Below are 24,758 nucleotides of genomic sequence, written 5' to 3' on the forward strand. Positions count from 1 at the left end.
AAAACCGTACGCCCGCCGTACACCGACTGATACAACAGGTTCGACTGGAGCTGCTCGCATGGGACTCGCCTCAAAACTCTCGATACATTTCCTCCCCAAGGACAAGGACGACGGCAATACCGTGCTGGCGTCGCCAGACACCCAGTTCGGCGTGGGCCTGATGGCGGGCGCGGGGCATGGCGGCATACCGGCCGCCGCCGCCGGTGGCAGCGCGGCCGCCGCCCAGCACGCCGCGGGAGCGCCGGCCGCCGCTGCGCCGGCCGGATCCGCCGACGATGCCGCCCTGCGCCTGGGCAACCTGCCGCGCCGCAAGCAGCGCGCCGCTGCAGCAGCAGCGGCCGCCCTCGGCGCCGCGGACGACCTGCGCCTGCCGCTGATCGGCCACCTGTCGCTGCCGCGCCAGCTGCGCATCCTCTTGAGCGCATTGGCGATCGGCATCCTGCTCACCATCCTGTCCCTGTGGCGCAACGCCGGCAGCGGCGCGGTCGCGGCCGGCCAGGCGCAGATCGCCAGCGAGGCGCTGATGCACTCGCAGCGCGTCGGCAAGGCCGCGCCGAATGCGATGCAGGGCATCCCGGATGCCTTCGACCAGCTGCAGGACAGCCGCCGCCAATTGAACCGCGACCTGGCGCTGCTGGCGCAGGGCGGCGAGTTCGGCAACGGCAGCATCCCGGCCGCCGCCGGCGAGGCCGCCGCCAGCCTGGGCAAGGCGCGCGCCAAGTGGGCGGCGTCGGACGCCGCCGCCGCCACCATCCTCGCCACCCGCGCCGAGCTGACCGCGTTCGACAAGAACCTCAAGCAGCTCGACCAGCTGTCGCCCGAGATGCTGGCGCTGACCGAGGAGGTGCTGACCCAGCGCAGCGCGCGCGGCGGCAGTCCGCGCGAACTGGCCGCGCTCGGCCGCCTGATGATGCTGAGCCAGCGCCTGTCGCGCAGCGCCGGCGAGTACCTGTCCTCGGGCGGCATCCGTCCCGAGACCGCGTTCCAGATGGGGCGCGACACCACCACCTTCCGCGTCACCGTGGACGCCCTGCTGAACGGCAGCGATGCGCTCGGCCTGAAGGCGCTGCCCGATGCCGACCTGCGCGCCAGGCTGGCCGAGGTGCGCAGCAAATTCGAGGTGTGCCAGCGCGTGGTCGCTACCTTCCTCGACAACCTGGCCAAGTTCAACGCCGCCAAGGGCGCCGAGCAGACCATCTTCCGCGACAACGAGGACCTGCGCACGCGTCTCTTGAACCTGCAGGGCGACTACCGCGGCGCCGAGAACGGCGCCTGGTTCTGGCTGCTGGTGGCGGCCTCGATCTTCACGCTGGCGATGGCCGGCAGCATCTCGCGCGTGATGCTGCAGGATTCGCGCAACCGCACCCGCGGCGCCGACGCGCGCCGCCAGGAAGCCGAGGCGATGCGCCTGCTGGCGCAAGCCAAGGAAGAGGAAGCCAAGGCCACCAACGACCAGAACCAGGCCGCCATCCTGCGCCTGATGAACGAACTGCAGGAAGTGGCGGACGGCGACCTGACCGTGCATGCCACCGTGTCCGAGGACATCACAGGCGCCATCGCCGACTCGGTCAATTACACGGTCGAGGAATTGCGCGGCCTGGTGGTGCGCGTGATCGGCACCGCCGAACAGGTGACGGCGGCCTCGAACGGCGCCCACAAGGTCGCCGGCGAGCTGCTGGTCGCCGCCGGCCAGCAGTCGCGCGAGATCCAGGACGCTTCGTCGACCGTGCTGCGCATGGCCGGCCAGATCACCGAGGTGTCCAGTTCGGCCAAGCAGTCGGCCGAGGTGGCGCGCCAGTCGGTGGCGGCGGCCGAGCAGGGCGCCAACGCGGTGCAGGATGCGATCCGCGGCATGGTCGATATCCGCGAGCAGATCCAGGACACCTCCAAGCGCATCAAGCGCCTGGGCGAATCGTCGCAGGAGATCGGCGAGATCACCGAACTGATCTCGGACATCACCGAACAGACCAACGTGCTGGCGCTGAACGCGGCGATCCAGGCGGCATCGGCCGGCGAGGCCGGGCGCGGCTTCTCGGTGGTGGCGGAAGAGGTGCAGCGCCTGGCGGAACGCTCGGGCGACGCCGCCAAGCAGATCGGCGCGCTGGTGCGCACCATCCAGACCGACACCCACGACGCGGTGGCGGCGATGGAACGCTCGACCCAGGGCGTGGTCGAGGGCGCGCGCCTGTCCGACGCCGCCGGCGCGGCGCTGGCCGACATCTCGCGCGTGTCCAACCGCCTGGCCGAGCTGATCCAGGGGATCGCGATCGCCACCGGCCAGCAGGCGACGTCGGCCAATGGAGTGGCGCATAATATGCGGCACATCCTGGCCGTCAACGAGCATACCCAGGGCGGTACCCAGCAGACCGCGCAGTCGATCCGTCAACTCGCCGAGCTGGCCCAGGAACTGAAGAATTCGGTGTCGCGCTTCCGCGTCGCCCCCTGATAGCCATTTCCGCACCCATGACAGAAACAACGTACGCGCACGCCCACGCGCCGCAGTTCGACACCGGTCCCCTGTCCTGGGTGATCGGCGAAATCCGCGACGCCCTCGACCGTTCTTCCAAGGCACTGCAGGATGCCGCCGGCCGTACGCGCGAAGCGCGGCCGACCCTGCTGCTGCACGCCAGGTCGCACCTGCACCAGGCACACGGTGCGCTGCAGATGGTCGACGTCGGCGGCGTCGACCGCCTGACCGAAGCGGCGGAAAGCGCGATCGACCGCTTCAAGGACGGATCGCTGGCGCTGGACGATGGCGCCGCCGCGACCGTCGGCGAGGCATACCGGGCGCTGGTGGAATACCTGGAAGAGCTGCTGGAGGGCGCGCAGCCGGCGCATCCGCAGCCGGTACGCCTGTTTCCGTATTACCGCGCGCTGCAGGAATTGCTGGGCGCGGAACGCGTGCATCCGGGCGACATGCTGGTGCTGGACCCGGCGCCGCGTCTGCCCGCACCCAAGCCGGACGGCGCCGCCCCCGACTATGCCGCCAGCCGCGCGCTGTTCGAAAAGGCGCTGCTGCCGTTCCTGAAAAGCGCCGATCCCGCCGCCCAGCGGGCCCAGGCCGGCGCCATGCGCGATGCCCTGGCGCCGCTGGCGCGCGCCCAGGCCGAGCCAAACGGCGCCGCCTTCTGGCTGGCGCTGCAGAGCGCCGCCGACCTGGTGGCGCAGGGCCAGGTGCCGCTCGACCTCTACGTCAAGCAGCTGTTCGGCCAGATCAACCTGCAGCTGCGCCGCATGGGGCAGGGCCATACCGGTTTGCCGGACGCGCTGCTGCGCGACGCCCTGTTCTTCATCGCCCTTGCCGACCAGCCCACGCCGGACGCGCGCCTGCTGCGCGACGCCTGGCACCTGGATGGCCAGGTGCCACAGGATTACCTGGAACGCCGCTACGGTCGCATCGACCCGGCCGCGCTGAAGGACGCCCGCCAGGCGCTGGCCGAGACCAAGCAGGGTTGGGACCGCATCGCCGGCGAGGACGGCGCCGCGCAGGCAGGCGCCGCGCAGGACGGCAACTTCGACGACGCCCTGGCCAAGCTGGCCGGCGCCAGCGAGAAGCTGGGCGCGCCGGCGCTGGCGCAGCTGCTGCGCGAACTGGGGCAGGCCGCCAGCGAATCGATCGCGGGCGGCCGCAGCGACCAGTTCAGCCTGGAGATGGCCGAGGCCATGCTGTTCGTCGAGCACGGCCTGGACCAGGTGCGCCAGCTGCCCGAGGATTTCGGCCAGCATGCGGAAGCGGTCGGCCAGCGCCTGCTGGCGCTGGCGCACGGCGAAACCCCGCCCGAGCCGTCGCACTGGCAGGCCGACATGGCGCGCGAACTGCACGACGGCCAGACCGTCGCCGTACTGGCCGGCGAGATGCGCACCGGCCTGCGCCAGGTCGAGAAGCTGGTCGACGAATACCATGACGACCCGACGCGGCGCGCATCGCTGCAGCAGGCCGATCTGCTGCTGCATCAGCTGCACGGCGCCCTCGCCATCCTCGACCAGGACGCAGCCGCGCGCGCGTTGACGCACGTGCGCGGCGCATTGCGCGCGCTGGCGGCCGGCGATGTGGCTCGAGATGCGCGCGCGGCGGCGCTCGACAACGTGGCGCAGAACATCGGCGCGCTCGGTTTCTTCACCGACGCGCTGGCGCAGAACGTGGAGGCGGCCAAGCGGCGTTTCCGCTTCGACGACGCGGCGGGCCTGTTCCAGGAATTGCCGTTCGAGGCGCTGCACGCGGCGCAGCACGGCGAGCCGGCCGAGGTCGCGCCGCAAGCGGATGGCGCGGCGCCCGCCATGGCCGCATCGCCGGCGCAGTCCGATGTGCCGGTGCAGGCGGTCGCCGCGGCATTTGATGCCAGCGCAGCCGCGCCACAGCCGGAAGGCGACGCCATCGAAGCCGAACTGCTGGACATCTTCATCGCCGAGGCCGGCGAGGTGCTGGGCGTGGTGGCGCAGGCGCTGCCGGCGGCGCGCGCCAATCCGGCCAGCCAGGAAACCCTGACGCGCCTGCGGCGCGCTTTCCACACGCTCAAGGGCAGCGGCCGTATGGTCGGCCTGGAACAGTTCGCGCTGGCCGCGGCCGCCATCGAAAAGACCATGAACCTGTGGCTGGCCGAGGCGCGCGCCGCCACGCCGGACTTGCAGGCGCTGCTGGAACGCGCCCATGGCGATCTGTCGGCCTGGGTGGTGGAACTGGCCGCGCGCGGCGCCTCGGCCCGCAGCGGCGCGGCGCTGGCCGCAGCCGCGGCGCGCGTGCAGGACGGCGGCGCGTTCGTCATGGACGATGCGCCGGCAGCCGAGCCGGCCGAAACGGGAGCTACAGCCGAACCGGCGCAGGCCGCCGTGCAAGTGCGCGAGCCGGAACCGGCCGTCGCGCTCGAACCGCAGGCCGATTTCGCGCCGTGGATCGACGACCAACCGGCGCCTGCCGCGGCGCCCGCGCAAGGACAGGTCGGCGCGGCCGATGCCGGATCGGCGGCCGAACCGGAACCGGCGCCGGTAGTCGAAGCGGTTGCCGAAGCGCCGCCGGAAAGCGCAGCGGTGCCGCCGCGGGTGGACGAAACCGAACTGCAATTCGCGCCCGACATCGCGGCAGCCGGATCCGTCCCGGCATCTGCGCCGGCGCCTGCAGCCGTGCCGGAACAGGCCGTCGCGCCGCACGAACCGTCCGTCGCGCCGCCGGCCGACGAGGTCAAGCACATCGGCGAGCTGGCGATCCCGCTGCCGCTGTACCACATCTACCTGGGCGAAGCCGAGGGCCTGATCGACACGCTGGCGCGCGACGGCGCCGACTGGCGCGCAACCCCGCTGCGCGCGGTGGCGCCGCAGGCATTGAAGGCGGCGCACACGCTGGGCGGCACCTCGGCCACGGTCGGCTTCGACGCGCTGCGCGACATCGCGTTCGCGCTGGAAGCGGTGCTGCAGATGGCCACGCCGCCGCTGGACGATGCGCAGCACGCGCTGCTGGACGAGACGGTCGAGCGCGCGCGCACCATGCTGCAGGTGTTCGCGCTGGGCGAAGCGGTGCCGGCGCAGCCGGAACTGGTGGCGCGCCTGGACGCCCTGAGAGACGAACTGGGCCGCAAGAAGGCCGACGCCCTGTTCGGCAGTCCCGATCCGGAACTGGCGCGGCGCCTGGACGAGCTGTTCGCCGCGGCCTACACCAGTATCCTGAGCGAGCCGCCGCCGGCGGACCAGGTGTTGCCCGACGCCGCGGATCGCGCGGAGGCGGCGCCGGCCACGCCGGTGCGCGCGCCGGAAGTGGCGGATCCGGCCGTGGCCGCCGTCGATGACCTGTTCGATACCTATTTCGACGACCCGTTCGCCGCGCCCTCGCTGGAGCAGGCCGCGCCGGAGACGGCGTCCCTCGCGGACGGCGAAGCACTCCGCGCCGCGGACGCACCATCGACCGGCGACGATGCCATCGCATCGATCGAAGCGCGGGACGGCGGCATGCCCGTGCAGGCGCACGCGCCTGCCGATGACGCCGAAGCGGACGCGGAAAGCGGCATCGAAGCCGACGCCGACGCTGACGCCGCCATCGCCGGCGAACCGGTCTTCAGCGACGAACTCGACCCAGACCTGCTGCCGGTCTTCATGGAAGAAGCGGCGGATCTGCTGCCGCAGATCGGCGACGGCCTGCGCCGCTGGCAGCGCGATCCGCACGACGGCGCCGCTGCCCAGGGCCTGCTGCGCGCGCTGCACACGGTCAAGGGCAGCGCGCGCATGGCCGGCGCGATGCGCCTCGGCCAGCACACGCATGCGCTGGAAACGCAGATCGAGAACATGCTGCACGCCGGCACCACCAATCCGGTCGCCTTCGACGAACTACTGGCCAACTACGACCAGGCGCAATTGCTGTTCGAGCAGCTGCAGCAGCCGGCCGCGGCGCCGGATGCGCCTGCCGCATCGGCGCCGGACCAGGATGCGACGGCGTCCACGGCGGAGGCCCAGCCCGAACCGGCCGCGCGCACGCCGCTGGTGCGGGTGCGCGCCGACATCCTCGACCGCCTGGTCAACCAGGCCGGCGAGGTGTCGATCACGCGCTCCAAGCTGGAGACGCAGGTGGGCGCCATGAAGGGTGCGCTGGCCGACTTCTCGGACAACCTGGCGCGCCTGCGCCGCCAGTTGCGCGAGGTCGAGGTGCAGGCCGAATCGCAGATCGCCTCGCGCCTGTCGATCGCCGGCGAGCGCGAGTTCGATCCGCTCGAATTCGACCGCTTCACGCGCCTGCAGGAACTGACGCGCATGATGGCCGAAAGCGTCAACGACGTGGCCACCTTCCACGACAGCCTGACGCGCAGCGTGGACGCCGCCGGCGGCGAGCTGGCGGCGCAGTCGCGCCAGACGCGCGAACTGCAGCGCGACCTGATGCGGGCGCGCATGGTGCCGTTCGCCAGCCTGTCGGAACGCCTGTTCCGGGTAGCGCGCCAGACCGCCAAGGAGACCGATAAACGCGTCAACCTGGACATCCGCGGCGGCGCGGTCGAGATCGACCGCAGCGTACTGGAACAGATGGCGGCGCCTTTCGAACACTTGCTGCGCAACGCCATCGTGCACGGCATCGAGCCGCGCGAACGGCGCCTGGCCGCCGGCAAGGCGGAAACCGGTGAAGTGCTGGTGCAGGTGCGCCAGCACGGCAACGAGGTCGAGATCCGCTTCGCCGACGACGGCGCCGGCCTCGACCTGGCGCGCATCCGCGCCAAGGCGCAGGCGGCCGGCCTGGTGGCGCAGGACGAAGTGATTTCCGACCAGGACGCCGCCGAACTGGTGTTCGAGCCGGGCTTTTCGACCGCCGACGCGCTGACCGAGCTGGCGGGTCGCGGGGTCGGCATGGACGTGGTGCGTTCCGAGGCGCGCGCGCTGGGCGGGCGCGTCGAGATCGCCAGCGAGGCCGGCAAGGGCGCCGCGTTCGCGATCCACCTGCCGCTGACGCTGGCCGCCACCCAGGCGGTGCTGGTGGCCAGCGGCGCGCGCACCTATGCGCTGCCGGCGGTGCTGGTCGAACAGCTGGTGCAGGTGCGCGCCGCCGAACTGGCGGCGGCGCACGAATCCGGCATGCTGGCGCTGCACGGCGAATCGTTGCCGCTGCATTACCTGCCGGCGCTGCTGCGCGAGCCGGGCGCCGCCGCGGTCCAGCGCTCGGCGCCGGTGATGATCCTCAGGAGCGGCGCCGCGCGCCTGGCGCTGCAGGTGGACCAGGTGCTGGGCAACCGCGAAGTGGTGGTCAAGAACATCGGTCCGCAGCTGGCGCGCATGCCGGGCATCGCCGGCGCCACCGTGCTCGGCTCGGGCGAGATCGTGCTGATCCTGGATCCGGTGATCCTGGCCGGGCAGGGCGCCGCACGCACCGGCGCCGGCGCGGCGGTGCAGGCATCTGCGGCGCTGCCGGCCGGCCTGGGCGCGACCCTGATGGTGATCGACGATTCGCTGACCGTGCGCCGCGTGACCCAGCGCCTGCTCGAGCGCGAGGGGTATCGCGTGCTGCTGGCCAAGGACGGCGTCGACGCGCTCGAACGGATGCAGGAAACGCGCCCGGACCTGATGCTGGTCGACATCGAAATGCCGCGCATGGACGGCTTCGACCTGACCCGCCACGTGCGCGGCAACGAGTCCACGCGCGCCATCCCGATCGTCATGATCACTTCGCGCAGCGCCGACAAGCACCGCAACTATGCGCTCGACCTGGGCGTGGATGCGTATTTCGGCAAGCCGTTCCAGGAACAGGCGTTGCTGGCGGCGATCGCGGGGTTGCTGGGGCGCGAGGCGCCGAGGGCGTAGTGCATGCTTTACGGATGCAGGTGGCTCTGTGATGCGTCGTCCCCGCGAAGGCGGGGACCCAAGCTGACGTAACGACGTCGAAACGCAAGCCTATCGACTCTGGTTACTCGCTATGGGTCCCCGCCTGCGCGGGGACGACGTTGACACGTTAGCAGTTGTCATCCTCTGCTTCTCTCGACTCACTCTCCCCGCAACGCCCTGAACCGCGCCAGCGACTTCGCCCGCGCCTGCTCGTGGTCGACCACCGGCAACGGATAATCGCGCCCCAGCACCACCCCCGCGCGTTCCAGCGCGGCCGGCCTGGCCAGCCACGGCGCATGGATGGCCGTCCCTTCCAGCCCGGCCAGCTGCGGCAGGTAGTTGCGGATGAAGGCGCCGTCCGGATCGAAGCGGCGCGATTGCGTGACCGGGTTGAAGATGCGGAACCAGGGCTGGGCGTCGCAGCCGGTCGAGGCCGCCCACTGCCAGTTGCCGTTGTTCGAGGACAGTTCGTAATCGTTCAGGCGCAGCGCGAAATAGCGTTCGCCGCGGCGCCAGTCGATCCCCAGGTCCTTGGTCAGGAAGCTGGCCACCACCATGCGCAGGCGGTTGTGCATGAAGCCGGTGCGGTTCAGCTGCAGCATCGCCGCGTCCACCAGCGGATAGCCGGTGCGGCCTGCGCACCAGGCCGCGAACAGGGCGTCGGCGGCGTCGCCGTCTTCCCACTGCAGGGCGTCGAAGGATTGCTTGAACGACTGCGTGGCCACGCGCGGGTGGCGGTACAGGATCATCATGAAGAAGTCGCGCCAGATCAGTTCCGACAGCCAGACGGCGGCGCCGGCGCCGCCGCTGCCGTCGTCGATCTTTTCGCGCAGCAGGCGCACCAGCGCCCGTACCGGCAGGGTGCCGAAGCGCAGGTGCACCGACAGGCGCGAGCTGCTGTCGAGCGCCGGAAAATTCCGTTCGCGGTCGTAGCGGGGCAGGCGCTCCATGAAGGCGTCCAGGGTACGCCGGGCGCCGCTCATGCCGGCATCCGGCACCGGCTGCGGGTGCGGCGTGAAGCCGAGCTCGGCCAGGCCGGGCATGGCATGGCCGGCGGGGGTGGGCGCCAGCGCCGCCGCGTGCGGCACCGTTTCGAACGGCAGCATGGCCTGCGGCTCGGCCGCCAGCCGTTTGAGCCAGGCATTCTTGTACGGCGTGAACACCGAGAACGGGCCGCCGGCCAGGGTCAGCACCTCGTCCTTTTCGAAGATGGCCTGGTCCTTGAAGGTCTGCAGGCTGCGGCCGTCGCGGCGCAGCGCCTCGGCCACGGCGCGGTCGCGCGCGATCGCCTGCGGCTCGTAGTCGTGGTTGGCGAACACCGATTCCGCATCGAGTTCGGCCGCCAGCGCCGCGATCTCCTGCGCGGCGCGCCCGCGGCGCATGATGAGGTAACCTCCCAGTTCACGCAGGCGCGCGTCGAGTTCACGCAGGCTTTCGTGGATAAATTGCACGCGCCGGTCGTCGGGCGGCAAGCCGTCCAGGATGTCGGTATCGAATACGAAAACGGCGGTCACGCGGCGCGACGACAGCAGGGCGTGATGCAATGCGGCATGGTCCTCGATGCGCAAATCGCGCCGGAACCAGATCAGTGAATTTCTCAACGTCATCTTCTGTGTGCGGAGTCAAGGAGACGGGCATTGTAATCTCGACGATTGCCCTGAAATTGCCTGGAAGAAGCAGCATCCATGGCTGCTCGGGCAAATCAGTGTAAACTAGCGAAAAGCCCAAGCGTGTCGTGCGACCACCGTGGTAAAAGGAACTTTGGGAAATCCTGCTGTCAGCATCGGCGTGGCGGATGCATACAGCGTGCTGCACGGCGGGTTTCGGGAAGCCCTGGACAGAGGGTGCGCCAACAGAGAGTATGAGCATGAAAAAAACCAAGGTCGGCAAACCTTTGAGCATGCCTGGCATGGCCCAGGAAGGCGGCGTCAGCCTGGCGCAGGCGACGCAACCGCAGCTGAATTTGGCAAACCATTTCTTGATCGCCATGCCGTCGATGAACGACGCGGTCTTCGGCGGCACCGTGGTGTATATCTGCGAGCACAACGACAAGGGTGTGCTCGGCGTGGTGATCAACAAACCCACCGACATGACGATGGACGTGCTGTTCGACCGCATCGAGCTGCAGGTCGCCGAAGGCTTGCGCGCCAGCGTGGTCAACGAGCCGATCATGTTCGGCGGCCCGGTGCAGGACGACCGCGGCTTCGTGCTGCATTCGCCGAACGGCAAATATTCGTCGTCGCTGAGCGTGACCGACGACGTCGCCTTCACCACCTCGATCGACGTGCTGGAAGCCGTCGCCAACGGCACCGGCCCGCAGCGCATGCTGGTCTCGATCGGCTACGCCGGCTGGAGTCCGGGCCAGCTGGAAGAGGAAATCTCGCGCAACGGCTGGCTCACCGTCGGCGCCGATGCGCACGTGCTGTTCGACCTGCCGATCGAGGAGCGCTACAGCGCCGCGATCAAGCTGCTCGGCATCGACCCGTTGATGCTGGCCAGTGAAGCCGGTCACGCTTGAAGGATGCCGAACAGTTTAATGGTTGACATCGTTCTGGGCTTCGACTTCGGCATCAAGCGCATCGGCATCGCCATGGGCAATACCCTGACCGGACAGGCACAGCCCCTGTCCGTGGTCAAGGCAATCGACAACGCCACCCGCTTCAAGCTCATCGGCGAACTCATCGAGCACTGGAAGCCGGCGCGCCTGGTCGTGGGCGAGCCGCGCCATCCGGACGGCGCCGAGCACGACATGACGCTGCGCGCGCGCCGCTTCGCCAACCAGCTGCACGGCCGTTTCAACCTGCCGGTCGAGCTGGTCGACGAGCGCTATTCGTCCGCCGTCATCCCCGCCAAGCGCGGAGAGATCATCGACGCCAAGGCCGCCGCCATCATTTTGCAACAATACTTTGACGACCATGCCAACATCCATTGATGCCTCCAACGTCGACGCGCTCGACGCCGAGGCGCTGTACCGCGATCTGCTCGGGCAGGTGCGCGCCGGCCTGTCCGGCCTTCCCGACGCCGCCATCGTCGGCATCCATTCGGGCGGCGCCTGGCTGGCCGAACGCCTTGCGCTTGATCTCGGCCTGCAGGCGCGCCTCGGCTTCATCGACGTCTCGTTCTATCGAGACGACTATGCCAGGAAGGGCCTGCATCCGGACGTCAAGCCGACCCGCATCGACTTCAACGTCGACGGCGCCACCGTGCTGCTGGTCGACGACGTGCTGTACACCGGGCGCACGGTGCGCGCGGCGATCAACGTGCTGTTCGACTATGGCCGTCCGCAGCGCATCATGCTGGCCGCACTGGCTGACCGCGGCGGGCGCGAACTGCCGGTGGCGGCCGATTTCGCCGGGGCCAGCGTCGCGCTGGCGGCCGGCCAGTCGCTGGCGCTGGCACGCGACGGCGCCGGCCAACTCTCGCTCACGATCGAACACGACAATGCATAACCCGCAACTGAACAAGCACGGCGAGCTGCAGCACCTGCTCACCATCGAAGGGCTGCCCAAGGCGATCATCAATCACATCCTCGACACCGCGTCGAGCTTCGTCGGCATCTCCGACCGCGAAGTCAAGAAGGTGCCGCTGATGCGCGGCAAAAGCGTGTTCAACCTGTTCTTCGAGAACTCGACGCGCACCCGCACCACCTTCGAGATCGCCTCCAAGCGCCTGTCGGCCGACGTCATCAACTTGAACATCCAGGCTTCCTCGACCTCGAAGGGCGAATCGCTGCTGGACACCATCGACAACCTGGCGGCGATGCACGCCGACATGTTCGTGGTGCGCCACGCGCAGTCGGGCGCTCCTTACCTGATCGCCAAGCACCTGAACGACACGAAGCAGAACCACGTGCACGTGGTGAACGCCGGCGATGGCCGCCATGCGCACCCGACCCAGGGGCTGCTCGACATGTACACCATCCGCCACTATAAAAAGGACTTCACCAACCTGCGCGTGGCCATCGTCGGCGACATCCTGCACAGCCGCGTGGCGCGTTCGGACATCCACGCGATGACCACGCTGGGCGTGCCGGAAGTGCGCGCCATCGGCCCGCACACGCTGCTGCCGGGCGGCCTGGAGCAGATGGGCGTGCGTGTGTTCACCAGCATGGAAGAGGGCTTGAAGGACGTCGACGTGATCATCATGCTACGCCTGCAGAACGAGCGCATGTCGGGCGCGCTGCTGCCGTCGGCGCAGGAGTATTTCAAGAGCTACGGCCTGACGCCGGAGCGCCTGGCGCTGGCCAGGCCGGATGCGATCGTGATGCACCCGGGGCCGATGAACCGCGGCGTCGAGATCGATTCGCAGGTGGCGGACGGCGCCCAGGCGGTGATCCTGCCGCAGGTCACCTTCGGCATCGCCACGCGCATGGCGGTGATGAGCATCCTGGCCGGAGGTCACGCATGACCACGGCAAGCACGAACGATACGAGTATGAACCTGCACATCAAGAACGGCCGCGTGATCGATCCGGCCAACGGCATCGACGCGGTCCAGGACCTGTTCATCGCGGACGGCAGGATCGCCGCCGTGGGCAGCGCCCCGGACGGCTTTGCGAACGCCACCGTGATCGACGCCGCCGGCCTGGTGGTGGCGCCCGGCTTGGTCGACCTGTCGGCGCGCCTGCGCGAGCCGGGCTTCGAATACCGGACCACGCTGGAATCGGAAATGCAGGCGGCGATGCAGGGCGGCGTGACCACGCTGGTGTGCCCGCCCGACACCGACCCGGTACTGGACGAGCCGGGCCTGGTCGAGATGCTCAAGCACCGCGCGCGCAACCTGCACCAGGCCAACGTGCACCCGCTGGGCGCGCTGACCGTCGGCCTGAAGGGCAAGGCGCTGACCGAGATGGCCGAGCTGACCGAGGCCGGCTGCATCGGCTTCGCGCAGGCCGAGGCGCCGATCACCGATACCACGGTGCTGCTGCGCGCGCTGCAATACGCGAACACCTTCGGCTACACCGTCTGGCTGCGCCCGCAGGACCCGTACATCGGCTTCGGCGGCGTAGCCCATAGCGGCCCGCTGGCGTCGCGCCTGGGCCTGTCCGGCGTGCCGGTGATGTCCGAGACCATCGCCCTGCACACGATCTTCGAGCTGGTGCGTTCCACCGGCGCGCGCGTGCACCTGTGCCGCATCTCGTCCGCGGCGGCGCTGGAACTGATCCGCACCGCCAAGGCGGAAGGCTTGCCGGTCACCTGCGACGTCGGCGTGCACCACCTGCACATGACCGACGCCGACATCGGCTTCTTCGATCCCAACGCGCGCCTGACGCCGCCGCTGCGCAGCCAGCGCGACCGCGAAGCGATCCGCGCCGCCGTGGCGGACGGCACGGTCGACGCGGTTTGCTCGGACCATACCCCGGTCGACGACGACGAGAAGCTGCTGCCGTTCGCCGAAGCCTCGCCCGGCGCCACCGGCCTGGAACTGCTGCTGGCGCTGATGCTCAAGTGGGCGGACGAGCAGGGCGGCGCACTCTCCGACGCGATCGCCAGGGTCACCTGCGACGCGGCGCGCACGGCCGGGCTGGATGCCGGCAGCCTGGCGCCGGGCGCGCACGCCGACGTGGTGCTGTTCGATCCGCACGCGCGCTGGAAGGTGGCCCCGGAAGCGCTGGCCAGCCAGGGCAAGCACACGCCCTTCCTGGGCTACGAGCTGGCCGGACAGGTGCGCGCCACCATCGTCGGCGGCAAGCTCGCCTACCGACGCTGAACCGTCGCCGCGCACGTTGAAGATCCAGCTCGCGTGGCGCCTGGCGCGCCTGGCCGTCCACCTGGCGCGCGGCCTGGCCACCTGCGCCATCGTCTTCCCCTGGGCCGGCGCCGGGCTGCGCGAGCGCCTGGTACGCGGCTGGTCGGCGCGCCTGCTGAAGATCTGCCGGGTGCGGGTCGAGCAGGCGGCCGGCGCCGCGCCGCTGGCGCATGCGCTGATCGTCTGCAACCACGTATCCTGGCTCGACATCTTCGTCATCAACGCGCTGCTGCCATGCCGTTTCGTGGCCAAGGCCGAGATCCGCGCCTGGCCGGTGCTCGGCTGGCTGGTGCAACAGGCCGGCACCGTGTTCATCGCGCGCGGCAACCGGCGCGACCTGCGCCATATCTTCAAGGGCCTGGTCGATGCGCTCGGCCAGGGCCAGCGCGTGGCCTTCTTCCCCGAAGGCACCACGTCGCTGCAGGGCCGGCTGCTGCCTTTCCACGCCAACCTGTTCGAAGCGGCGATCGACGCCGGCGCCGCGGTGCAGCCGTACGCGCTGGCCTACCTCGACCGCGAGGGCGGCTGGCACCATGGCGTCGACTATGTCGGCGAGACGACGTTCGTGGACAGCATCCTGCGCATCCTGGACGGGCCGCCGGTGCGCGCGCGCCTGGCCTGCCTGGTGCCGCTCGCACCGCACGGCCGGCACCGGCGCGACCTGGCGCAGGCGGCGCAGCTGGCGATCGCCGGCGCGCTCGATCTTGCCGCCACCCCGGCCGGCGCCGGCGCTATTGCCGGCAACGCCAGCATCGCCGACGTGCGCTGATCGCCCGGCGCCGGCTCACTGCTTGCCGCCGTGCGGCCGGTATTCCGGACAGTCGACCTGCAGCAGCGAGCGGTCGTCCAGGCATACGGCGGTCAGCTTGCCGCCCCACACGCAGCCGCTGTCCAGCCCGACGAGATTCGGGCGCAGCACCAGGCCCAGCGCCGACCAGTGGCCGAACACCACGGTGACCCCGGCGGTACGGCGCTGCGGCAGGTCGAACCAGGGCTGCAGCGCCGAGCCTTCCGGTCCCTTGTCGCTTTCCTTGTGTTCAAAATCCATGCGCCCGTCCGGCCAGCACAGGCGCGTGCGCGTCAGGAAGTTGACGATGCAGCGCAGGCGCGCCATGCCTTCCAGGGCATCGTCCCAGCGGTCCGGCTGGTTGCCGTACATCCCGGCCAGGAAGGCCGCCCAGTCGTCGCCGCGCAGCGCCGCCTCGACCTCGGCGGCCAGCGCCATGGTCTGCGCGGCGTTCCATTGCGGCGCCACGCCGGCGTGCACCAGCAGGTGGGCTTCGACGAACATCGCCAGCGGACGGTGGCGCAGCCAGGCGACCAGTTCGTCGCGATCGGGCGCGGCCAGGATCTCGTCCAGGGTATCCGAGCGGCTGGGGCGGCGCACGCCGGCGGCCACCGCCAGCAGGTGCAGGTCGTGGTTGCCGAGCAGGGCGTCGACGCGGCCGCCGCTGTGCTCCGACAGCGCCTTCATGCGGCGCAGCGCGGCCAGCGATTCCGGGCCGCGGTTGATCAGGTCGCCGACGAACAGGATGCGCGCTTCGCCGGCCGAGCGCGCGTCGCGTGCAATGCGGTCGAGCAGCAGGCCGGCTTCGTGGGCGCAACCCTGCAGGTCGCCAATGACATAAGTTCTCATGATGCTTTCCATAACCGGATAATGACGTGCCAACGTCCATTTCCAAATGTAACATGCTGTGGCCCGCTGCGATAAGGCCGGGATAATGCCGATTCCCTTGCCGGGCAAGCGCCATGGGCGCTTCGGGATGCTGCCGCTTGTTGGTCTGGCTTAAACCGTGCGCCGCCGGAACGCCTGTTCTCATCCGGTACAATGCGGTGCCGCCGGCGTGTCGATTGCCGTGACACTGCGATGCCGTTCGCGGATTGCCGGCCGGTGCGCAGGCCGGATTGTCCGGCTATTGCATTTGAAAAAAATAAATGTTTTCTTTCCTCGTAAGCTTCGTCGCTTCTGCATTGCTGACGCTGCTGGTCATCAAGCATTCGAAATTGCATGGTCCCGCGCTCGACGACAATTTCAGCGGCGTGCAGAAAGTCCATTCGCACGACGTTGCGCGGATCGGCGGATTGCCGATCTTTCTGGCGGTGGCGCTCAGCACTGCCATTTCGGTCTGGCGCGTACCGGAGCTGGGCGACTGGCTGATGGCGCTGTTGCTATGTTCGTCGATTGCCTTTATCGGCGGAATCGTCGAAGACTATACCGGCAAGGTGAGGGCTTCGCGCCGCCTGGTATTGACCATGATCGCGGCGCTGCTCGGCTATCTCGTGATGGATGCGAAAATCGCGCGCCTGGACATGCCCCTGGTCAGCTGGAGCATCGATTCCCTGTGGCTGGCGGTGCCGCTGGCAGTATTGGCGGTGGCCGGCATTGCCAATGCGGTCAATATCATCGATGGTTTCAACGGCCTGGCCAGCGTGGTCACGATTTTCATGCTGGTATCGCTGGCCTATGTCGGCTGGCAGGTGGGCGACATGGTCGTGCTGGTGTCGGCATTGACGGTCGCGGGCGCGACCGCCGGTTTCCTGATCTGGAATTATCCCGCCGGCCTGATTTTCCTGGGCGATGGCGGCGCCTATTTCATCGGCTTCATGCTGGGCGAACTGGCCCTGATGCTGGTGATGCGCAATCCGCAGGTGTCGACCTGGTATGCGGCCTTGCTGCTGATTTATCCGGCGTTCGAAACGGTTTTTTCTGCTTATCGAAGAATGTTTTTACGCGGGAAGTCACCGACGATGCCGGACGGAATACACCTGCATAGCCTGATTTTCCGGCGTATCGCGCAATGGGCGGTGGGGCGCAAGGAAGCCCGCGCATTGATGAGGCGGAATGCCCGCACTTCGCCCTATCTGTGGTTGTTTTCGCTTACCGCGGTTATCCCTGCGACTGTGTTCTGGAAAAATACAGGCGTATTGATTTTCTTCTGTTTGTTGTTCGTTATCAGTTACGTTTGGTTATACGCGCGTATTGTTCGATTCAAGTCCCCGCGCTGGCTCATTTGGCATAAAAAAACTAACTGATTAGTGAAGATGTAGTATATTGCGACAATTGGTGAGAATTTTTTGGATTGCCTTAAGAACGCCTGACAAAACTCCCGTGGCAAGCGCAGCGTCAAGACAATGTGCTATGACAGGTGAAGACGAATGCAAGGCCATGCAGGTTTTGTCAGGCGCTGTTAACCCACTACTTATAAGGAACTACGATGGATCTGTCTAATTTGTCCTTGGGCGATTTGCGCAACCTGCAGGAGCAGATCAAGCAGGAAATGAAAAAGCGTGAACACCAGGAAGTGCAGAAAGCACGCGAACAGATTCTGGCAATCGCGCAAAGCGTCGGTGTGCCGCTGAAAGACCTGATGAGCGCCACCGGCCGTGGCGGTGCCAAGGCGGCAACCCAGGGTTCGGTGGCCGTGCGTTATCGTCATCCGGACGACAATTCACAGCAATGGACCGGCCGCGGCCGCCAGCCGAAATGGGTCAAGGAGTGGGTCGAAGGCGGTAACTCGCTCGACAAACTGCGCGTCTGATCGCTAGCTTGTTTCTACCGGACTATTTCGTTGAATTGAGCTAGTCGGGTGCATTGCGACCGAATGGCAATTCGGTCTTTTGGCCGAGCGGCCAGCCTCATCAGGCTGACCGTTTGGCCATTGTTTTTTGGTTCCAGTAAATCCTGAAATTCCCCCGTCAATACAAACTTCATCATTGGTTCTCCAACCTTAATCCATTTCAGTATTGCTGATTTACAGGTCGGCAAACCGGCTCGCAGACCTGCAGCGACGTTGTCATGGGTGCGCCTTTTGTCTTCCTGGTGTGCCATGGATATCGGCACTCATGTATACAGACAAAATCCCAACCGGTCATGCTTGCCGTTACAATATATTCTTTTTTGCCTTGCTTTCAATATTGGCCGTCTGCAATAGGGTGTAAGCATGCAAGTCTCTGAAGACAGTTCATCAAGGTAACGCATCCATGGTTTCTCTTTCCAGGACGATTTTCAAGGCATACGATATCCGCGGCGTGGTCGGCAGCACGCTGGATGCGGGTATTGCCCGCAGAATCGGCGAGGCGTTCGGCGCTGCCGCACTGGCCAAGGGCGAACGCAAGGTCGTGATCGGCCGCGATGGCCGCCTGTCCGCTGCCGAACTGGCGGCGGCGCTGGCGCGGGGCCTGCAAGCGGCCGGGGTCGACGTGATCGACCTGGGCATGGTCGCCACCCCGATGCTGTATTTCGCCACCAACGTGCTGGATGCGCACTCGGGCATCATGGTCACCGGCAGCCACAATCCGCCCGATTACAACGGCTTCAAGATGGTGCTGGCCGGCGAAACGCTCCACGGCGACGCCATCCAGGACTTGTACGAGGCGATCGCGCGCGACGGACAAGGCGGCGACGCCGACCGGAGTACTGCGGATGCGGCGCCGTCCGAGGGCGGCTATACGACGCACGACATCCGCGACGCCTATATCCGGCGCATCGCCGGCGATGTCAGGATCGCGCGCCCGATCAGGATCGCAATCGATGCCGGCAACGGCGTGGCCGGCGCCTTTGCCGGCGACCTGTTCCGCGCCATGGGCTGCGAGGTGATCGAACTGTTCTGCGACGTCGACGGCCGTTTCCCGAATCACCACCCGGACCCGGCGCAACCGGAAAACCTGGCGGACCTGATCGACCAGTTGCGCACCGGCGATGCCGAAATCGGCCTGGCCTTCGACGGCGACGGCGACCGCCTCGGCGTGGTCACCAAGGATGGCCGGATCATCTATCCGGACCGCCAGATGATGCTGTTTGCGAGCGACGTGCTGAGCCGTCATCCGGGCGCCCGCATCCTCTACGACGTCAAGTGCACGCGCCACCTGGGGCCATGGATCGCCAGCCATGGCGGCGAACCGCTGATGTGGAAGACCGGCCACTCGCTGCTCAAGGCCAAGCTGAAGGAAACCGGCGCGCCGCTGGGCGGGGAGCTGAGCGGCCATATCTTCTGGAAGGACCGCTGGTTCGGCTTCGACGACGGCCTGTACACCGGCGCGCGCCTGCTCGAGATCGTGACCCGCGTGGCCGACCCGTCGGCCCTGCTCAATGCCCTGCCGACAGCGTACAGCACGCCGGAACTGCACCTGCACCTGGCCGAAGGCGAACACTTCGCGCTGATCGGCAAACTGCGCGCGAGCGCCACCTTCCCGGGCGCCGAGCGCATCGTCGACATCGATGGCCTGCGCGTGGAATACGCGGATGGCTTCGGCCTGGCGCGCGCCTCCAACACCACGCCGGTGGTGGTGCTGCGCTTCGAAGCCGATACGCCGCAAGCGCTGGCGCGCATCCAGCAGGACTTCGCGCGCGTGATCCTGGCCGTCGCGCCCGACGCCACGCTGCCATTCGGAGCGAGCTGCCCTTGAAGATACTGCTGGTGAGGGTGTCGTCCCTGGGAGACGTCCTGCACAACCTGCCGATGGTGGCGGATATCCTGCGCCATGATCCCGCCGCCCAGGTCGACTGGGTGGTGGAAGAGGGCTACGTCGGGCTGGTGCGCCTGAACCCGATGGTGCGCAAGGTGATCCCGTTCGCGCTGCGGCGCTGGCGCAAGGGCTTGGGCGACGCGGCGGTGCGCGCCGAGCTGCGCGGCTTCTGGCGCGAACTGCGCGCCGAAGCATACGATTACGTGTTCGATACCCAGGGCTTGATCAAGACCGGCCTGATCATGGCGGCGGCGCGCGTGCGTCCGGGCGGCCAGAAAATCGGGCTGGCCAACGGCACCGAGGATTCCGGGTACGAAGGCGTCTCGCGCATTTTCCACACGCGCAGCATTCCGGTGGCGCCGCGCACCCATGCGGTGGCGCGCGGACGCCAGGTGGCTGCCGCCGCGCTCGGCTACGCGCTCGATACGCCGCCCGATTTCGGGCTCCCGGCGCCGGCGGCGGACGGACGCCCTACCTGGATGCCGGAAGGACCGTATGCCGTGTTCTTCCACGGCACCGCGCGCGACGCCAAGAAGTGGCCGCAGCGCGACTGGATCGCGCTCGGACAGGCGCTGGCGCCGCTGACGGTATTGCTGCCCTGGGGGTCACCGCGCGAAAAGAGCGATGCCGAAGCGCTGGCCGCGGCGCTGCCGAACGCGCGCGTGCTGCCCAGGTTGCCGATGATGGAAGCGGTCGCGCTGGCGCGCCATGCGGCGCTGGCGGTCGGCGTCGACACCGGCCTGACCCACATCGCCGCGGCCTTTTTGACGCCGACGCTGGAACTCTACGTGGATTCGCCGCGCTGGAAGACCGAGGGCAACTGGTCGCCGCGCATCGTCAACCTGGGCGACACCGGCGCCGCACCGGACGCCGCGCAGGCCATCGCCGCGGCGCGCGGCCTGCTGGAGCGCACCTGATGCGGCTGTTATATTCCTTCATGTGGTGGCTGGCGCTGCCGCTGGTGCTGGGCCGCCTGTGGTGGCGCGGGCGCAAGGAGCCGGGCTACCGCGCCCACGTGGGCGAGCGCCTCGGCTTCTACGGCGATCGACCCGTGCCGCGCCCGACCATCATGGTGCATGCGGTGTCGGTCGGCGAAACGCGCGCCGCCGAACCGCTGGTCGAGGCCCTGCTGGCGGCGCGGCCCGATTGCCGCATCCTGCTGACCCACATGACGCCGACCGGGCGCGCCACCGGGCGTGCACTGTTCGCCCGGCACGGCGAGCGCGTGATCCAAGCCTGGCTGCCGTACGACACCGGCTTCATGGTCGGCCGTTTCCTGCGCCATTTCGCGCCCCAGGTCTGCATCCTGATGGAGACCGAGGTGTGGCCGAACCTGATCGCCGGCTGCGCGCGCGCGCGGGTGCCGGGAGCGGTGCCGGTGGCGCTGGTGAATGCGCGCCTGTCGGAACGCTCGCTGCGGCGCGGCCGGCGCGTCGGCGGCTTGATGACGGAGGCGGCGCGCGCCATCACCCTGGTGGCGGCGCAGACCGATGCCGACGCCGCGCGCATCGCCTCGCTCGGCGCGCCGCAGGTGGCGGTCACCGGCAGCATCAAGTTCGACGTGGTGCCGCCCCAGGCCGCGCTGCGGACCGGCGCCATGCTGCGCGCGCGTTGCGGCGTGCGCCCGGTGTTCCTGTGCGCCTCGACCCGCGAGGGCGAGGAAGCGCTGCTCCTGGATGCCTGGCGTGCGCTGCCGGACAGCCAGCGCGGCGACGCGCTGCTGCTGCTGGTGCCGCGCCATCCGCAGCGTTTCGACGATGTGGCGCGCCTGGCGCAGGAGCGCGGCTTCAGCCTGGCGCGCCGCTCGCAACTCGCGCAGCGCGGCGATGCGGCTGCACCGCGCGAGGCCGATACGGTATTCGAGGCCGCTGGGGGGGCGAGGCCGCTACCGCGATCGAGGCCGACATTCTGCTGGGCGATTCGATGGGCGAGATGTTCGCCTACTATGCCGCCTGCGATTGCGCCTTCATCGGCGGCAGCCTGCTGCCGCTCGGCGGCCAGAACCTGATCGAAGCCTGCGCCCTGGGCAAGCCGGTGCTGGTCGGCCAGCACACCTTCAACTTCCTGCAGGCGACCGCGGAGGCGGTGGACGCCGGCGGCGCCGTGCGGGTAGCGGATGCCGGTGCCCTGGTGCAGGAAGCCGCCACCCTGCTGCGCGATCCGGCGCGGCGCGCAGCGATGGGCGCGCGCGCGCAGGCCTTCGCCGACCGCCACCGCGGCGCCACGGCGCGCACTGTTGAACTCTTGCAACGGGTAATCGCCTAGCTTTTGTTACCATGCCCTTTGGTTAAAGAAATAACGAAAGGGGATGCGCATGTTGTGGTCTACTCGCGCACGCGCGGGCGCCGATGCGGAAGCGGGCGCCGCGCTCATGGAACAGCCGGAAGTACACGGCTTCGCTGCCGATCTCGGGGCCGACGCCATGCCGGCCGCCTCGATCCCGGTTGTCCACCCACCCGCCGCGGCGCGCCAGCTGCATTTCTGGGTGCGCTATTCCCTGTTCGAGTACATCGGCTTCATGTGGGAACACGGCGGCTACCTGATCCGCCGGCGCCGCATCCGCCAGCCGCTGGGCTTTTACATGCGCCTGAAAAGCACGCTGGCTGCGGCACTGCACTTCATCCTGCTGGGGCGCGGGCGGCGCACCTACGAATTCACGATCGACCAGCACGGCATCGTGCGCACCAGCGAGACCGGCGTCAGCCTGATCTCGTGGGACGACGTGAGCCGTATCCGCACCTACTCGAAGGGCTTCATGATGGTCCTGAAGCGCGGCACGCTGCCGATTCCGTTCCGTTGCCTCAGTCGCGACGAGACCGAGGCCATGCAAGGCATCGCCGCGGCGCGCACGGCAGGAGAACTCCAGCTGCGCGGGACGGTGTAGCCATCTCACCCTACGCACGTCGGACGATGCGTCAATCCTGGAACAGCACCGGCATTTCCGCCGAGCGCTTCTTGAGCGCCGCCTTGGCGCCGTCGTAGTCCGGGAACACCGATTCCACCACCGCCCAGAAGCGCGGGCTGTGGTTCATCTCGCGCAGGTGCGCCAGTTCGTGCACCACCACGTAATCCAGCAGCGCCAGCGGGTAATGGACCAGCTTCCAGTTCAGGCGGATGTTGCCGGCCACCGTGCACGAGCCCCAGCGCGTGCCGGCCGACGAGATCGCGTAGGCGTTGTAGCGCACGCCGACGCGCGGCGCGTACAGGTCGAGGCGTTCGCCGAACAGGCTATGCGCCCGTTCCTGGAACCACCCTTTCACGCGCTCGCGGATCTGCCCTTCGCTCATGCCGGGTGTCACGCCCAGGTCGAGGGTGCGCGCCTCCGGATCGAACGCACAGTGGCTGCGCGCCGCCGGCTGCAGGCGCAGCGTGATTTCTCCGCCGAGGTAGGGCAGCACTGCGCCATCCACCCATGCCAGCGGCGCCCGTTCGCGGCGCCTGGCATGGCGTTCGCCGCGTTCGAACAGCTTGGCCAGGATCCAGCCCTGCTTGGCACGAAGGGCGTTGTCGATGCCGGCCTGGCTGGAGCGCCTGGGCGCCGTCACGCGCAGGCCGTCGTCGTCGATCATGAAGCCGTAGGAACGGCGCGCCGAGTGGCGCAGGAGGTAGTGGACGGTGTGCGAGCCGAGCTGGATGGCGCGCAGCGGCGCGTCGTTCGGGCCGCATGGCGGCACCGGCAGGGTGCGGGTCGGTACCGGCGGCGCCTTGAACAGCGGCGCCGGCGGCACGGGTGCGGCGGGGGAGAAGCGGGTACCTTCGGCCCGGGCGCCGAAGGCAGGAGCGCGGCCAGGAAGTCCTGGGTGAACAGGTCCAGTTGCCTGGTATCGGTCTTGGGGGAAGTCATGGCGGGCTGCGAACCGGATGCCGGCGCAGGCGGTGCCTTGGCCGACGCGCCCAGTTCGTTCAGGTACCTCTGTAGGCGTGGGGCGAAATGACGCGCATTTCCGATTCTATCCAATTTTCGACCTCTTGCATCAGGCTGTCGGGAGTGTGATGTTGGGGCGATACCGGTTTGCCGATCGAGACGGTGATCAGGCCCGGTCGTTTGATGAACGAATTCTTGGGCCAGCACTCACCCGAATTATGCGCGATCGGCACGACCATTGCACCTGTTTCGACGGCCAGCCGCGCACCGCCGCTCTTGTACTTTCCCTTTTCGCCGACCGGGATGCGCGTCCCTTCCGGGAACATGATGATCGACTGGCCGTCCGCCAGGCGGCGCTTGCCGTGCTTGACCACCTGGGTGAAGGCGTTGCGGCCCTTGCTGCGGTCGATCGGGATCATACGCATCAGCGCCATGCCCCAGCCGAAGAACGGGATGTACAGGATTTCCTTCTTGAAGACGTAGACCAGCGCGCGCTTCATGTTGGGCAGCATGAAGATGGTTTCCCAAGCCGACTGGTGCTTCGACAGCAGGATCACCGGATGGTCCGGCAGGTTCTCGTAGCCCTTGAACTGGTAGCGGATGCCGCAGATGACGCGTGCGCACCAGATGACGAAGACGTTCCAGCGCGAGGTCACCAGGAAGCGCTTGGGGTAGGGCAGGGGGGCGGCGAGGAAGCACACGAACGACCACACGACGGTGGCGATCGTCATCACGATCGTGAACAGCAGCGAGCGCAGGAACAGGGTGGCAGTACGCAAAGAAGGGTCTCCGCAGGAGGTTGGATGGATTGGTTGGCCGGCTCAGTCGGCCCGCAGCGGCGGCTGGCCGGGCGCTTGCGCCTTGAGGAAGGCGCTCACCATGGCGGCCAGGTCGGCGAAGACCTGGGTGCCCGGCGGCAGGCCGCCGGTTTCCTGCGTTTTCTCGCCCTTGCCGGTCAGGACCAGGTAGGGCGTGCAACCGCTGACGAAGCCGGCCTGCAGGTCGCGCAGCGAGTCGCCGACCACCGGCACGCCCTTCAGGTTGAGCTTGAAGCGCTTGCCGATTTCCTCGAACATGCCCGTCTTCGGCTTGCGGCAATCGCAGTTGTCGGCCGCCGCGTGCGGGCAGAAGAAGATGGCGTCGATGTCGGCGCCCACCAGTTGCGCCATCGCGTGCATCTTCTGGTGGATCGCGTTCAGGGTCGCCATGTCGAACAGCTCGCGCGCCAGGCCGGACTGGTTCGACGCGATCACGACGCGGTAGCCGGCCTGGTTCAGGCGCGCGATCGCTTCCAGCGATCCCGGGATCGGGATCCATTCGGCAGGCGACTTCACGAAGGCGGGCGAGTCATGGTTGATGACCCCGTCCCGGTCGAGGATGATCAGCTTCATGCG

Annotated in this window: 18 protein-coding genes and 1 pseudogene; 14 read left to right on the forward strand and 5 right to left on the reverse strand. The window is 68.2% G+C overall.

All coding sequences use genetic code 11. From position 1 onward, the window contains the following. Positions 1-58: 58 nt before the first annotated feature. Together HH212_RS11715 and HH212_RS11720 are read left to right on the forward strand one after the other, a co-directional pair. Complete coding sequence (locus HH212_RS11715) at positions 59-2,446, forward strand: methyl-accepting chemotaxis protein (RefSeq protein WP_170202635.1); 2,388 nt, start codon at positions 59-61, stop codon at positions 2,444-2,446. Positions 2,447-2,463: 17 nt separating this feature from the next. Next, complete coding sequence (locus tag HH212_RS11720) at positions 2,464-8,265, forward strand: Hpt domain-containing protein (protein WP_170202636.1); 5,802 nt, start codon at positions 2,464-2,466, stop codon at positions 8,263-8,265. 179 nt (positions 8,266-8,444) lie between these two features. Here HH212_RS11720 and HH212_RS11725 read toward each other — a convergent pair whose 3' ends face one another. After that, positions 8,445-9,893: a cryptochrome/photolyase family protein gene (locus HH212_RS11725; RefSeq protein ID WP_170202637.1), complete on the reverse strand. Its 1,449-nt coding sequence runs from the start codon at positions 9,891-9,893 to the stop codon at positions 8,445-8,447. Positions 9,894-10,153: 260 nt separating this feature from the next. On the opposite strand from HH212_RS11725, the gene HH212_RS11730 reads away from it, so the two are divergent. The 6 genes from HH212_RS11730 to HH212_RS11755 are packed head-to-tail and all read left to right on the forward strand — an operon-like array spanning position 10,154 to position 14,802. After that, entirely contained in the window at positions 10,154-10,804 is a 651-nt protein-coding gene (locus HH212_RS11730) for a YqgE/AlgH family protein (RefSeq protein WP_170202638.1), read from the forward strand. 18 nt (positions 10,805-10,822) lie between these two features. Then, entirely contained in the window at positions 10,823-11,218 is a 396-nt protein-coding gene (ruvX, locus tag HH212_RS11735) for a Holliday junction resolvase RuvX (RefSeq protein ID WP_170202639.1), read from the forward strand. Beyond that, entirely contained in the window at positions 11,202-11,735 is a 534-nt protein-coding gene (pyrR, locus tag HH212_RS11740; protein WP_170202640.1) for a bifunctional pyr operon transcriptional regulator/uracil phosphoribosyltransferase PyrR, read from the forward strand. The genes ruvX and pyrR overlap by 17 nt, the downstream gene beginning before the upstream one ends. Next, the gene (locus HH212_RS11745; protein ID WP_170202641.1) at positions 11,728-12,693 is read left to right on the forward strand and encodes an aspartate carbamoyltransferase catalytic subunit; all 966 of its coding nucleotides are present in this window, start codon (positions 11,728-11,730) and stop codon (positions 12,691-12,693) included. The genes pyrR and HH212_RS11745 overlap by 8 nt, the downstream gene beginning before the upstream one ends. 26 nt (positions 12,694-12,719) lie before the next feature. Further along, positions 12,720-13,994: a dihydroorotase gene (locus tag HH212_RS11750; RefSeq protein ID WP_170202642.1), complete on the forward strand. Its 1,275-nt coding sequence runs from the start codon at positions 12,720-12,722 to the stop codon at positions 13,992-13,994. 16 nt (positions 13,995-14,010) lie between these two features. Beyond that, positions 14,011-14,802, forward strand: coding sequence for a lysophospholipid acyltransferase family protein (locus HH212_RS11755; protein WP_170202643.1), 792 nt, complete (start codon positions 14,011-14,013; stop codon positions 14,800-14,802). Positions 14,803-14,817: 15 nt separating this feature from the next. Here the strand turns inward: HH212_RS11755 and HH212_RS11760 are convergent, their stop codons facing one another. Next, entirely contained in the window at positions 14,818-15,669 is an 852-nt protein-coding gene (locus HH212_RS11760) for a symmetrical bis(5'-nucleosyl)-tetraphosphatase (RefSeq protein WP_170202644.1), read from the reverse strand. A gap of 299 nt (positions 15,670-15,968) precedes the next feature. Between HH212_RS11760 and HH212_RS11765 the strand changes: the two genes are divergently transcribed. The 6 genes and pseudogenes from HH212_RS11765 to HH212_RS11790 all read left to right on the forward strand — a co-directional run bounded on the left by HH212_RS11765 (position 15,969) and on the right by HH212_RS11790 (position 22,383). Beyond that, a complete protein-coding gene (locus tag HH212_RS11765) occupies positions 15,969-17,066 on the forward strand; it encodes a glycosyltransferase family 4 protein (RefSeq protein WP_170202645.1) in 1,098 nt (365 codons plus the stop codon). Between the two features lie 182 nt (positions 17,067-17,248). After that, positions 17,249-17,572: an H-NS histone family protein gene (locus tag HH212_RS11770; protein WP_170202646.1), complete on the forward strand. Its 324-nt coding sequence runs from the start codon at positions 17,249-17,251 to the stop codon at positions 17,570-17,572. 442 nt (positions 17,573-18,014) lie between these two features. After that, positions 18,015-19,439 (forward strand): phosphomannomutase/phosphoglucomutase, encoded by a 1,425-nt coding sequence (locus tag HH212_RS11775; RefSeq protein ID WP_170202647.1) that lies wholly within the window; start codon positions 18,015-18,017, stop codon positions 19,437-19,439. Continuing rightward, positions 19,436-20,416 (forward strand): lipopolysaccharide heptosyltransferase I, encoded by a 981-nt coding sequence (waaC, locus tag HH212_RS11780; protein ID WP_170202648.1) that lies wholly within the window; start codon positions 19,436-19,438, stop codon positions 20,414-20,416. Before HH212_RS11775 ends, waaC begins: the two co-directional genes overlap by 4 nt. Continuing rightward, positions 20,413-21,764 (forward strand): annotated as a pseudogene (gene waaA / locus HH212_RS11785) (lipid IV(A) 3-deoxy-D-manno-octulosonic acid transferase). The gene waaC and the pseudogene waaA overlap by 4 nt, the downstream one beginning before the upstream one ends. Before the next feature lie 49 nt (positions 21,765-21,813). After that, a complete protein-coding gene (locus HH212_RS11790; protein WP_229217682.1) occupies positions 21,814-22,383 on the forward strand; it encodes a YcxB family protein in 570 nt (189 codons plus the stop codon). A gap of 31 nt (positions 22,384-22,414) precedes the next feature. Here HH212_RS11790 and HH212_RS11795 read toward each other — a convergent pair whose 3' ends face one another. The 3 genes from HH212_RS11795 to gmhB form a co-directional block, all read right to left on the reverse strand. Next, positions 22,415-23,227, reverse strand: coding sequence for a M48 family metallopeptidase (locus tag HH212_RS11795; protein ID WP_308633263.1), 813 nt, complete (start codon positions 23,225-23,227; stop codon positions 22,415-22,417). A 175-nt stretch (positions 23,228-23,402) separates the two neighbouring features. Continuing rightward, on the reverse strand, positions 23,403-24,143 hold the full coding sequence (locus HH212_RS11800; protein WP_170202650.1) for a lysophospholipid acyltransferase family protein: 741 nt from the start codon (positions 24,141-24,143) through the stop codon (positions 23,403-23,405). Between the two features lie 42 nt (positions 24,144-24,185). After that, a complete protein-coding gene (gmhB, locus tag HH212_RS11805) occupies positions 24,186-24,755 on the reverse strand; it encodes a D-glycero-beta-D-manno-heptose 1,7-bisphosphate 7-phosphatase (RefSeq protein ID WP_170202651.1) in 570 nt (189 codons plus the stop codon). Positions 24,756-24,758 lie beyond the last annotated feature (3 nt).

The sequence above is a fragment of the Massilia forsythiae genome (assembly GCF_012849555.1).
In the GTDB taxonomy this organism is placed as follows: Bacteria; Pseudomonadota; Gammaproteobacteria; order Burkholderiales; family Burkholderiaceae_D; genus Telluria; species Telluria forsythiae.

What these genes read in the sequence shown, in the direction of transcription:
- HH212_RS11715 (WP_170202635.1), top strand. Translation starts at nt 59, where the DNA reads ATGGGACTCGCCTCAAAACTCTCGATACATTTCCTCCCCAAGGACAAG.
- HH212_RS11720 (WP_170202636.1), top strand. Translation starts at nt 2,464, where the DNA reads ATGACAGAAACAACGTACGCGCACGCCCACGCGCCGCAGTTCGACACC.
- HH212_RS11725 (WP_170202637.1), bottom strand. Translation starts at nt 9,893, where the DNA reads ATGACGTTGAGAAATTCACTGATCTGGTTCCGGCGCGATTTGCGCATC.
- HH212_RS11730 (WP_170202638.1), top strand. Translation starts at nt 10,154, where the DNA reads ATGAAAAAAACCAAGGTCGGCAAACCTTTGAGCATGCCTGGCATGGCC.
- ruvX (WP_170202639.1), top strand. Translation starts at nt 10,823, where the DNA reads ATGGTTGACATCGTTCTGGGCTTCGACTTCGGCATCAAGCGCATCGGC.
- pyrR (WP_170202640.1), top strand. Translation starts at nt 11,202, where the DNA reads ATGCCAACATCCATTGATGCCTCCAACGTCGACGCGCTCGACGCCGAG.
- HH212_RS11745 (WP_170202641.1), top strand. Translation starts at nt 11,728, where the DNA reads ATGCATAACCCGCAACTGAACAAGCACGGCGAGCTGCAGCACCTGCTC.
- HH212_RS11750 (WP_170202642.1), top strand. Translation starts at nt 12,720, where the DNA reads ATGAACCTGCACATCAAGAACGGCCGCGTGATCGATCCGGCCAACGGC.
- HH212_RS11760 (WP_170202644.1), bottom strand. Translation starts at nt 15,669, where the DNA reads ATGAGAACTTATGTCATTGGCGACCTGCAGGGTTGCGCCCACGAAGCC.
- HH212_RS11765 (WP_170202645.1), top strand. Translation starts at nt 15,969, where the DNA reads ATGTTTTCTTTCCTCGTAAGCTTCGTCGCTTCTGCATTGCTGACGCTG.
- HH212_RS11770 (WP_170202646.1), top strand. Translation starts at nt 17,249, where the DNA reads ATGGATCTGTCTAATTTGTCCTTGGGCGATTTGCGCAACCTGCAGGAG.
- HH212_RS11775 (WP_170202647.1), top strand. Translation starts at nt 18,015, where the DNA reads ATGGTTTCTCTTTCCAGGACGATTTTCAAGGCATACGATATCCGCGGC.
- HH212_RS11790 (WP_229217682.1), top strand. Translation starts at nt 21,814, where the DNA reads ATGTTGTGGTCTACTCGCGCACGCGCGGGCGCCGATGCGGAAGCGGGC.
- gmhB (WP_170202651.1), bottom strand. Translation starts at nt 24,755, where the DNA reads ATGAAGCTGATCATCCTCGACCGGGACGGGGTCATCAACCATGACTCG.